Raw genomic sequence first — 8908 nt, forward strand, 5'->3', positions numbered from 1 at the left:
CCGCGCCACGGGCGGCCGGGCTGCGGATCACGTGGCCTGCCCGCGCTGCGGCAGCGCAGACACGGAGCCGCTGTCGCAGTTCGGCTCGACCGCCTGCAAGGCGCTGTACCGCTGCCGCGCCTGCCGCGAACCGTTCGACTACTTCAAACCGTACTAGCCACTGGACCCAGGCGGGCCGTCCCGCTTGCGCCGCGGCCCACTGTCCCTCGCCGCCATGACCCCTCAGTTCCATCCGCTGCGCGTGGCGCAGGTCCGCCCCGAAACCGCCGACACCGTGTCGGTCGCCTTCGAGGTCCCGCCCGAACTGCGCGACGCCTACCGCTTCAAGCAGGGCCAGTTCCTGACGCTGCGCACGTCGATCGACGGCGAGCAGGTGCGGCGCTCGTACTCGATCTGCTGCGGCGTACAAGACTACGACGAACGCGGCGAGCTACGCGTCGCGGTCAAGCGGGTCGACGACGGGCTGTTCTCGAACTTCCTGCACGACGCGGTGGTGCCGGGCCACACGATCGACGTGATGACGCCGGACGGCCGCTTCCATGTCCCGCTCGACCCCGACGCGGCGCGCCACTACGTGGCCTTCGCCGCCGGCAGCGGCATCACGCCGGTGATGTCGCTGATCCGCACGACGCTGGCGGTCGAGCCGAACAGCCGCTTCACGCTGGTCTACGGCAACCGCAATGTCGACAGCATCATCTTCGCCGAGGCACTGGACGACCTGAAGAACCAGTATCTGTCGCGCCTGACGCTGTACCACGTGCTGTCGCGCCAGCCGCAGGAGGTCGACCTGCTGCACGGCCGGCTGGACCGCGCGCGAGTGCAGGCCTTCCTCGAGACGCTGATCCCGGTCGAAGACATCGACGCGGCCTTCGTCTGCGGACCGGCCTCGATGATCGACGACGTCGAGGCCGCGCTGAAGGAAGGCGGCCTGGACCCGCACAAGATCCACGCCGAGCGCTTCGGCGTGCCGCTGGCCCAGCCGCGCCGCCAGCCCGTCAAGGTGACCACCGACGAGGCCGGCACCGCGCAGCTGGTGGTGGTGCTCGACGGCAAGCAGCACGCGATGCGCATCCCGCTGCAGGACGCCAACGTGCTGGACACCGCGCTGGCAGCCGGTCTGGACCTGCCCTATGCCTGCAAGGGCGGGGTCTGCTGCACCTGCCGCGCCAAGGTGCTGGAGGGCAAGGTCGAGATGGAGAAGAACTACACGCTCGAGCCGTGGGAGATGGACAAGGGCTTCGTGCTGACCTGCCAGGCACGGCCGCTGACCGAGCGCGTGGTGGTCAGCTACGACGAGCGATAGGCCGATCGCGATGGCGTCCGGTTGGCGCCGCGCTGCGCGCGAGCGCACGCACCGCCGCCGTCCCCCAGCGATGCATGGTTAAAATGGCCGCTGCCTGAAATCGGACATTCGATCGGACACCCGACCGGACGGCCGCGCGCCGCTGGCCCGGATACCGCGCCAGTCCTGGCCGCCGGGCAGGCGCGGTGCTGTTGAGCCGTCTTCTCCATATACAATCACGGCCATGCAATACATCCACGTCGTCAACGGTGACATGGCGGGCAACACGCTGCGCCAGGCGCTGGCGCAAGCCGCCCGTCCGGACCCCGTCGTCGTGCTGCGCGACGACCTGGCCGTCGGCCCGATCGCCGACGTGGACAGCAGCGGCCTGATCCGCTCCGGCTTCTGGCAGCGCGTGGCCCCGCACAGCGAGATCGACTTCGCCGCCGAGATGCGCCAGGCGCTGGACCAGCTGCAGGGCCTGCGCCAGAGCGAGCCCGAGGTCGCGATCTGGCACGGCCAGAGCGCCTCCGACCAGCTGATGCTGCGCCGGGTCGTGTTCCACCTGTACCAGAGCCCGCAGCGGATCAACGAGGTCGCGATGGACAGCCGCGAGCTCGACGGCACCACCCAGGGCAATCTGACCGCGATCGGCATGTATCCGGCCGCCCGGCTGGCGCGCCGCTTCTCCACCATCGCGCCGGTCTCGGTGCTGCGCCTGGGCCGGCTCGGCTACGAGTGGCAGCAGAACGTCAAGGAAAACGCCGACGTGCGGCTGTGGAAGGGCAATACGCTGGTGCCCGCCGCCTACCACACGGTCGACGAGGTGATCCTGGAGCGTGCACCGCTCGAATGGACGCCCGCGGCGCAGGTGGTCGGCAGCGTGATGGGCGCGATCGAAGGGCTGCTGGCCAGCGACTGGTTCGTGTTCTGGCGCTGCCGCGAACTGATCGGCGCCGGCCAGATGGTGCTGCGGGGCAATGCCGATTCGCTGCAAAGCTGCGAGCTGCGGCGCAATCTGACGGCCGATTCCTGATGGCCCGTACCAAGGCGCCCGACTTCGAGGCCCAACGCGAACAGATCCTCGAGCTGGCCGCGGCGGCGTTTGCCGCCAGCAGCTATCCGAGCACGTCGATGGCCGACCTCGCCGCGGCCTGCGGCACCTCGAAGGCGCGGCTGTACCACTACTACGAGAGCAAGGAAGCGATCCTGTTCGACCTGCTCGACCGCTACACGCGCCGGCTGATGCTGATCGTCACCGAGGTCGAGGCCGAGGCCGAGCGCCAGGGCCACAGCGAGCGCGACAGCTTCGCCAACCTGATCCGCGCCTTCCTCGCCGAGTACGAGACCTCGCAGACGCGGCATATCGCGCTGATCAACGACGTCAAGTTCCTCGCGCCCGAGCAGCGCGACATCATCCTGAAGCGCGAGCGCGATGTGGTCGCGGCGTTCTCGCGCCAGTTGCGGCGCGCCTATCCGGAGCGGGTCACGCGCGAGAACCAGACCGCGCTGACGATGACGGTGTTCGGCATGATCAACTGGACCTTCACCTGGCTCAAGCCGGGCGGCAAGCTGTCCTATGCGGACTTCGCCGAGATGGTGATCGAGCTGCTGGCGGGCGGGCTGCCCGGACACGGGCGCGCCTGACATCGCGACATTGCCGCGATAGAATGCCACCTGCGCCGGGGACGACCCCGCGCCGCCGCGGAAAGCCTTCGAAACACGTTCGAACACCTTCGAATCCCTTCCATCCAGCGGCGCCCGACCAACCGGGGACGGCCCCGATGCCTCGACACCATCGCAGCCCATCATGCCCTGGATCTACGTTCTGCTCGCCGGCCTCACCGAAATCGCCTGGGCCACCGGCCTCAAATACTCCGAAGGTTTCTCCCGCCTGTGGCCATCGGCCTTCACCATCGTGACGATGGTGGTCAGTTTCTGGCTGCTGTCGCTCGCCATGCGCGCACTGCCGCTCGGCACCGCCTATGCGGTCTGGACCGGCATCGGCGCGGTCGGCTCGTTCGCGGTCGGCATCCTGCTGTTCGGCGAATCGGCCAGCTTCTGGCGGCTGTTCAGCGCCGGCCTGGTGCTGGCCGGCATCGTCGGCCTCAAGCTGTCGTCGTAACCAGGGCCGCAACCGGGGCGGCGGCGCGCGGCGCCCCGGTGCCGGATCACCACCGGATCACGACCACTCGGCCTCCTCCCGCCGGCGCCGCTGCTCGCGGTCCTGCCTGAACATCTCCTCGAGCTCGTCGCGCGCCTGCCGCGCCAGCGACACCATCGTCTTCTGATCGGTGTAGTGCGGGTAGAAGCGGTCGATCGCGGCGATGTTGTGGCGGCGGAATTTCATCGCCGCCGCGCGGGCCTCGGCCGGGTCCAGCCCCAGGCCTTCGAGCACGCGCCGGCCCAGCATCAACGAGCCCTCGAACATCTCGCGCTCGAACAGTTCGACGCCGCGGTCCTTCAGCAGGTAGACGTGCGACACATGGCGGGCGCGCGCGTAGATCCGCAGATGCGGAAAGCGCTGACGCACGCGGTCGATCAGCGCCAGGCTCTCGTCCATGCCGTCGACGGCGACCACCAGAATCTTCGCCTTCGCCGCGCCCGCGGCTTCGAGCAGGTCCATCCGCGTGGCATCGCCATAGAAGACCTTGAAGCCGAACTGGCGCAGGAAATCGATCTGATCGGGGTCGTGGTCGAGCACCGTCACGCCGATGCCCTGCGCATACAGCAGGCGGCCGACAATCTGGCCGAAGCGGCCGAAGCCGGCGATCAGCACCGGGTTGTCCTGCGGCTCGATGGTGTCGTCCGCCCGCTGGCGCAGCTTGCCGGCCCGTGGCGCGACGATCTGGTCGTAGGCCAGCAGCAGCAACGGCGTGGTCACCATCGATAGCGCCACCACCAGCACCAGCAGCGCGGCGATGTCCGCCGGCAGCAGCCCGGCCGCGCGCGCCACGCCGAACACGACGAAGGCGAACTCGCCGGCCTGCGAGATCAGCAGCGCGAACAGCAGCCGCTGGCCGCGCGCGATCTCGAAGCGCGGCGCCAGCAGCCGCAGCACCAGCACCTTGGCGCCGACCACGGCGGCGACCAGCCCCAGCACCTGCCACGGCTGCTGCGCCATCACGCCGAAGTCGATCGACATGCCGACCGCCATGAAGAACAGCCCCAGCAGCAAGCCCTTGAACGGCTCGATGTCGGCCTCGAGCGCGTGGCGGTATTCCGAATCGGCCAGCAGCACGCCGGCGAGAAAGGTGCCGAGCGCCATCGACATGCCGACCGCTTCCATCATCGCGGCGATGCCGACCACCAGCAGCAGCGCGAACGCGGTGAACATCTCGCGCATGCCGGTGCGGGCGATGAAGCGCAGCGCCGGACGGACCAGATAGCGGCCGCCGACCACCACCGCGGCGATCACCGCCACCGCCTTGACGGCACCGATCCAGGCCTGGCCGTCGGCGGGCTGGGGGCCGTCCAGCGTCAGCATCGGCAGCAGCGCGATCATCGGGATCGCGGCGATGTCCTGGAACAGCAGAATGCCGAAGCTTGCCTTGCCGGCCGGCGTGGCGAACAGATTGCGCTCGCCGAGCGTCGCCAGCGCGATCGCGGTCGACGACAGCGCCAGCCCGAGGCCGGCTACCAGCGCGACCTGCCAGCTGGCGCCGAAGGCCGCGGCCAGCGCGCCGATCAGCAGCGCGCAGCCGGCCATCTGCAGCGCGCCATAGCCGAAGATGGTCTGGCGCAGCGCCCACAGCTTGCTGGGCGCCAGCTCCAGGCCGATCACGAACAGCATCAGCACGACGCCGAATTCGGAAAAGCTCAGGATCGATTCGACGTCGGTGACCACCCGCAGCGCCCACGGCCCGATCGCCGCGCCCGCGAGCAGATAGCCAAGCACCGCGCCCAGCCCGAAACGGCGCGCCAGCGGCACGGCGACCACCGCGGCGACCAGAAACACCAGCACCACGCGCAACGCATCATGCGGATTCATGCGAGCTCCAGCCTGGCGGCGGTGCTCGCCGAGTTTGCCGCGTTTGCCGCGTTTGCCGAATCGCCGGCGCCGCCATGGCCGAGCGCGGCCATGACCTCCGCGATCACGCGCTGCACGCCGGACTTGTCCAGCCGGTACGCGTCGTGAATCGCGATCGGGGCGCGCCACGTCATGCCGCATTCCAGCGCCATCTGCTCCAGCGGCAACAGGAACGAGGCCAGCGGATGCCGATGCACGCCTTCCGGTGAATAGCCCTCGTCGGTCCCACGCGTGCTGGCCACCACCAGGCAGGACTTGCCGCGCAGCGCGGTGCCGCCCGGGCCGTGGGCCCAGCCGCGTTCGAGCACCTCGTCCATCCACAGCTTCAGCAGCGGCGGGACGCTGAACCAGAACATCGGAAATTGCAGCACCACGGTGTCGGCGCACGACAGCGCGCGCTGCTCGGCGACCACATCGATGTCGTAATCGGGATAACGCGCGTAGAGATCCCGTACGTCGACATCGGGTAGCGCGGCGAGCGCGTCGGCCAGCGGCCGGTTCACATGCGAGCGGCGGGCGCGCGCATTGGCATAGATCACAACGATGGGTCGGGCGGGCATGATGTGAAGCAGACCTTACTTATACCGAGGCGGCCGCGTCGCGTAGAACGCTGCAGCACGCTGCGGCGTTGCAACATTTCCACACCACGCGGCTGCTGGATCGGCAAGCAAGTGATTGATTTTTAATGGATTCCGAGAATACAAGCGGGGCAAGGGCGCGCTCTGCGATGCACCATGCTTACGTCAAACTGACAAATGCACTACAATACTTTTCGCGTTGCAGCAAGATAGGATTTGCCCCATCCATTAGGAAATCGCATTCGGATGGTCTACTTTGACAAGTCTGCTTGCCGCGATGTGACGTTTATACCCTGAATCGCCCAAGGAACAGAAAGTGAATCCGCTCGAACTGAGCAAGGCCGTCGGTGCCCTGACCGACGAAGATCTTCGCAAAGCAGCCGCTGCCTCGCAGGCCGCCCAGCGTCCGACCATTCTGGTGCGCGAACTGGCAGCCCAGCATCGCTCGCGCCTGCTGAAGCATTTTCTCGCGCTCGGCGAGGAGGATCGCCTGCTCCGCTTCGGCCAGTCGGTGGGCGACCATGTGATCGAGGCCTATGTCGACAGCATCGACTTCGACCACGACACGGTGTTCGGCGTCTACGACGAACATATCGAGCTGGTCGGCGTCGGCCACTTCGCCAATCTGCGCGACAACGCCCAGGGCCGCGTGGCCGAGTTCGGCGTGTCGGTGTCGCAGAGCGCGCGCGGGCGCGGCATCGGCAGCGCGCTGTTCGAGCGCGCCGCGATCCACGGCCGCAACACGAATGTGCGCACGCTGTACATGCACTGCCTGTCGCGCAACGCCGCGATGATGCATATCGCCAAGAAGGCCGGCATGAAGGTCCAGTACGCGTACGGCGAGGCCGATGCCTATCTGGAACTGCCGCCGGCGGACACCGTCAGCCGCCTGACCGAGGCGATCGACGAACAGGTCGCGGACCTGGACTATGTGGTGCGCCGCAATCTGCGCGACGCACGGCGCTTCGGCCAGCGCTTCTGGCGCTCGATCATGCCGCAGAAGAGCACGGCCTGATTGGCATCGACATCGGTCCACAGCAAAACGGCGCGCCGACTGGCGCGCCGTTTTTCGTTGGGCCCCTGCTCCGGGCCCAAGGCTCAGCCGCCGATCACCGGCAGCGCCGTGGTGTCCTTGATCGATTCGAGCGCGAAGCTCGAACGCACGTCGATCACCGCCGGATGGGCCAGCAGCTGGTCCTTCATGAAGCGGGCAAAGTGGTCCATGTCCTCGACGTAGACCTTCAGCAGCAGGTCCATCTCGCCGGTCATCGCATGGCAGGCGGCGACCTCGGGCCAGATCGCGATGGCCGCGCGGAACAGGTCCAGCGGGGCCTTGCCCTTGGGCGCCCCACCGTGCTTCTCCAGGCGGACGTTGATATAGGCCAGCAGGCCCAGCCCGATCTTGCCCGGCTCCAGCAGCGCCGCGTACTGCCGGATCACGCCGATTTCCTCGAGCCGACGGATGCGCCGCAGGCACGGGCTCGGCGACAGGCTGACGCGCTCCGCGACTTCGAGATTGGTCAACCGCCCGTTGGTCTGCAGCACCTCGAGTATCTTGCGGTCGATCTTGTCCAGCTCCACCTTGCTCACGATATTGTTGCTCCGCAATAAGACAGTCAGCAATTTTTTTGCGCAAATTTAGCAAGACAGGCACAAGGTTGCAATTTATTGTGCGTTGACGTGTCGTATCGCGGCGCCAACGGCAAAGACAAAGCGCGCGGCCCTTCCGGACCGCGCGCTTTTCCATTGCCTATTGCCGCTGTATCGGCCTCACCGCGTTGCCGCGGGACGCCGGGCAGTCACCGCTCAACCGCCCTCGGTCGACGGCACCGCCGGGTTGTTCGGCTGCGTCGGCGGCGTGCCGGTGTTGCCCGGGGCGCCCGGGGTGCCCGGCTGACCCTTGATGCCGTGGTGGTGGCGCTGCATCCGCTCCATCCGCTGCATATGGACCTGGCGCATGCCGGCGCCGATTTCGTCGCGCGTCAGCTTGCCGTCCTTGTTGGCATCGAGACGGTCGTAATGGCCCGCCATGCGCGGCATGCCGGCCTCGGCTTCCTGCTTGCTCAGTGCGCCGTCGCCGTCCTTGTCGGCGGCCTTGAAGCGCGCGTCGAAGCGCTCGCGCATCTGCTGGCGGTGCTGCGCGTGCTGGGCCTTGTGGTAGGCGCGCATTTCATCCTTGTCGATCTTGCCGTCCTTGTTGGCATCGACGCGGGCGAACATCGCGTCGGCCTCGGCCTTCGAGATGGCGCCGTCGCGGTCGGTATCGGCCGCGCGCAGCGACATGCCGCCGTGATGGCCGTGGTGGCCGTGGTGGCGATGCTGACGGTGGTGATGGCCGTCGGCACGGTGACCCTTGTGTGCCGGCCCGGCTTCGGCCGCGGAGGCCGCGGCTTGCGGCACGCCCTGGGTGGCGGGGGCCTGCGCCTGGGTCTGCGCGATCGCGCTGCCGCCGATCGCCAGGAACACCGCCGAAGCGGCCAGCAACTGGTGAACAGGGCGCGGCTTGATGGTGTTTCGTGACATGTCTGTTTTCCTTGTTTCGGTCGACTGGTCGGATTGACCATGTACCGATTAGAACGCAGACGATGGCGGGAAGTTGGCCGGATTAATAGGATGTTACGCGGCTCACAGAATCGGCCCGGGGCTGTAAACGGCCGCAATACCGGAGCAATACAGCGCGGTACGAACGCGATACGGAAGCACGGGATACCGCTTCTTCGCGTCGTTCTTCGCCCGTTCAGCCCTTGGACATCATCGCCGCGTCGTCGCCCTGGTTCATGCCGGGATTCATACCGGGATTCATGCCGGGATTTATGCCCGGATTCACCGCGGGGTTCATGCCCGGATTGATGCCGGGGTTGGTGCCGGGATTCACCTGCGGCGGCGGGACCTGCCCCGCCATGCCGGGATTCGGCGCCATTGCGGGCGGCGGCTGATACGCCGGCGGAGCGGCTGCGGCAGGTGGGGCGGGAGGTGGAGCGGAAGGTGCGGCGGGCACGGGCTGCGTGGCCGGCGTCG

Annotated in this window: 9 protein-coding genes and 2 pseudogenes; 6 read left to right on the forward strand and 5 right to left on the reverse strand. The window is 67.7% G+C overall.

Features of this window, described 5'->3' with window-relative positions:
* The 5 genes and pseudogenes from B551_RS25535 to sugE all read left to right on the forward strand — a co-directional run.
* Positions 1-157 (forward strand): annotated as a pseudogene (locus B551_RS25535) (phenylacetate-CoA oxygenase subunit PaaJ); the annotation flags it as partial.
* Positions 158-214: 57 nt separating this feature from the next.
* Positions 215-1303, forward strand: a complete 1089-nt coding sequence (gene paaE / locus B551_RS08040) for a 1,2-phenylacetyl-CoA epoxidase subunit PaaE (protein ID WP_006578907.1) — start codon at positions 215-217, stop codon at positions 1301-1303.
* Between the two features lie 223 nt (positions 1304-1526).
* The gene (locus B551_RS08045; protein ID WP_006578906.1) at positions 1527-2318 is read left to right on the forward strand and encodes a DUF1835 domain-containing protein; all 792 of its coding nucleotides are present in this window, start codon (positions 1527-1529) and stop codon (positions 2316-2318) included.
* On the forward strand, positions 2318-2929 hold the full coding sequence (locus tag B551_RS08050) for a TetR/AcrR family transcriptional regulator (RefSeq protein ID WP_006578905.1): 612 nt from the start codon (positions 2318-2320) through the stop codon (positions 2927-2929). The genes B551_RS08045 and B551_RS08050 overlap by 1 nt, the downstream gene beginning before the upstream one ends.
* A 163-nt stretch (positions 2930-3092) precedes the next feature.
* Positions 3093-3407: a quaternary ammonium compound efflux SMR transporter SugE gene (sugE, locus tag B551_RS08055; RefSeq protein WP_006578904.1), complete on the forward strand. Its 315-nt coding sequence runs from the start codon at positions 3093-3095 to the stop codon at positions 3405-3407.
* A 57-nt stretch (positions 3408-3464) separates the two neighbouring features.
* On the opposite strand, the gene kefC is transcribed toward sugE, so the two are convergent.
* Together kefC and B551_RS08065 are read right to left on the reverse strand one after the other, a co-directional pair.
* Positions 3465-5273 carry a glutathione-regulated potassium-efflux system protein KefC gene (kefC, locus tag B551_RS08060; protein WP_006578903.1) on the reverse strand — a complete coding sequence of 603 codons (1809 nt, stop codon included), beginning with the start codon at positions 5271-5273 and terminating at the stop codon, positions 3465-3467.
* Entirely contained in the window at positions 5270-5872 is a 603-nt protein-coding gene (locus B551_RS08065) for an NAD(P)H-dependent oxidoreductase (protein WP_083492551.1), read from the reverse strand. Before B551_RS08065 ends, kefC begins: the two co-directional genes overlap by 4 nt.
* Before the next feature lie 334 nt (positions 5873-6206).
* Between B551_RS08065 and B551_RS08070 the strand changes: the two genes are divergently transcribed.
* A complete protein-coding gene (locus B551_RS08070) occupies positions 6207-6905 on the forward strand; it encodes a GNAT family N-acetyltransferase (RefSeq protein ID WP_006578901.1) in 699 nt (232 codons plus the stop codon).
* An 83-nt stretch (positions 6906-6988) separates the two neighbouring features.
* On the opposite strand, the gene B551_RS08075 is transcribed toward B551_RS08070, so the two are convergent.
* The 3 genes and pseudogenes from B551_RS08075 to B551_RS08085 all read right to left on the reverse strand — a co-directional run.
* Complete coding sequence (locus B551_RS08075; RefSeq protein WP_006578900.1) at positions 6989-7480, reverse strand: Lrp/AsnC family transcriptional regulator; 492 nt, start codon at positions 7478-7480, stop codon at positions 6989-6991.
* Positions 7481-7696: 216 nt separating this feature from the next.
* Positions 7697-8413 carry an EF-hand domain-containing protein gene (locus B551_RS08080; protein ID WP_023263843.1) on the reverse strand — a complete coding sequence of 239 codons (717 nt, stop codon included), beginning with the start codon at positions 8411-8413 and terminating at the stop codon, positions 7697-7699.
* Between the two features lie 214 nt (positions 8414-8627).
* Positions 8628-8908: pseudogene (locus tag B551_RS08085) on the reverse strand (hypothetical protein); the annotation flags it as partial.

Origin of the sequence: Cupriavidus sp. HPC(L) (assembly GCF_000307735.3) — a bacterium.
Lineage (GTDB): Bacteria > Pseudomonadota > Gammaproteobacteria > Burkholderiales > Burkholderiaceae > Cupriavidus.

What these genes read in the sequence shown, in the direction of transcription:
- paaE (WP_006578907.1), top strand. Translation starts at nt 215, where the DNA reads ATGACCCCTCAGTTCCATCCGCTGCGCGTGGCGCAGGTCCGCCCCGAA.
- B551_RS08050 (WP_006578905.1), top strand. Translation starts at nt 2,318, where the DNA reads ATGGCCCGTACCAAGGCGCCCGACTTCGAGGCCCAACGCGAACAGATC.
- kefC (WP_006578903.1), bottom strand. Translation starts at nt 5,273, where the DNA reads ATGAATCCGCATGATGCGTTGCGCGTGGTGCTGGTGTTTCTGGTCGCC.
- B551_RS08080 (WP_023263843.1), bottom strand. Translation starts at nt 8,413, where the DNA reads ATGTCACGAAACACCATCAAGCCGCGCCCTGTTCACCAGTTGCTGGCC.
- B551_RS08045 (WP_006578906.1), top strand. Translation starts at nt 1,527, where the DNA reads ATGCAATACATCCACGTCGTCAACGGTGACATGGCGGGCAACACGCTG.
- B551_RS08065 (WP_083492551.1), bottom strand. Translation starts at nt 5,872, where the DNA reads ATGCCCGCCCGACCCATCGTTGTGATCTATGCCAATGCGCGCGCCCGC.
- sugE (WP_006578904.1), top strand. Translation starts at nt 3,093, where the DNA reads ATGCCCTGGATCTACGTTCTGCTCGCCGGCCTCACCGAAATCGCCTGG.